The 766-nt window shown below is 59.1% G+C and carries 1 protein-coding gene; it reads right to left on the minus strand.

Going from position 1 to position 766, the window contains the following annotated elements; genetic code table 11:
• Positions 1-746 (minus strand): ABC transporter ATP-binding protein (locus NKJ04_RS33615; RefSeq protein WP_352680118.1); only part of this gene is annotated, 746 nt, incomplete at its 3' end.
• Between the last annotated feature and the right edge of the window lie 20 nt (positions 747-766).

Genomic DNA, 766 nt, shown 5'->3' on the forward strand with positions numbered 1-766 from the left:
TCAGCCTCCTCCACGGTACGTCCGTGGCGCAGAACCATGATACGATCCGCCATTTGCGCCACCACCGCTAGGTCATGCGTCACGTAGATTGCAGCGGTGCTGAATTCCTCCACGATGTTGCGAATGGAAGCTAGAACTTCAACCTGCGTGGTCACGTCGAGCGCCGTTGTTGGCTCGTCGAATATTATGAGGTCCGGACGACAAGCCATTGCCATCGCTGTCATTGCCCGTTGCAACTGCCCGCCGGAGACCTGATGAGGATAGCGAAAGCCTATGGTCTCCGGTTCTGGGAGTTGAAGGCGTCGATAAAGATCGACGGCGCTCCGGTTCGCCTCTTCCCGGCCGGCAATTCCATGCGCCACCGCGGTTTCGACGGTTTGTTCCAAGAGCCGATGTGCCGGATTGAAAGAGGCAGCCGCGCTTTGCGCGACATAGGCAATGCGGGAGCCCCTGAGGCGACGGCGCCCTTTTTCATTGACTGCCAGAAGATCAATCCCGTCGAACAGGACCGAGCCTTGCGTGATCCGGCAGCCCGGCTTGGCATAACCCATTGCGGCAAGGCCAATGGTGGACTTGCCGGCGCCTGACTCTCCGATCAGCCCAAGAACCTGGCCCCGCTTCAGCGTCAGATCGACCCCGTGGACAATGGGATGCCACCGCTCATCCGAAAACCCCTCCACATGCAGATTGCGGATTTGAAGCAGATCCTTTCCTTTTTCGCGTGGGCCTGGGCCGCTACTTTTCATCCCGCAACCCGCTTGTTGCT

It is taken from the genome of Mesorhizobium sp. M0618, from assembly GCF_040320765.1.
GTDB lineage: Bacteria > Pseudomonadota > Alphaproteobacteria > Rhizobiales > Rhizobiaceae > Mesorhizobium.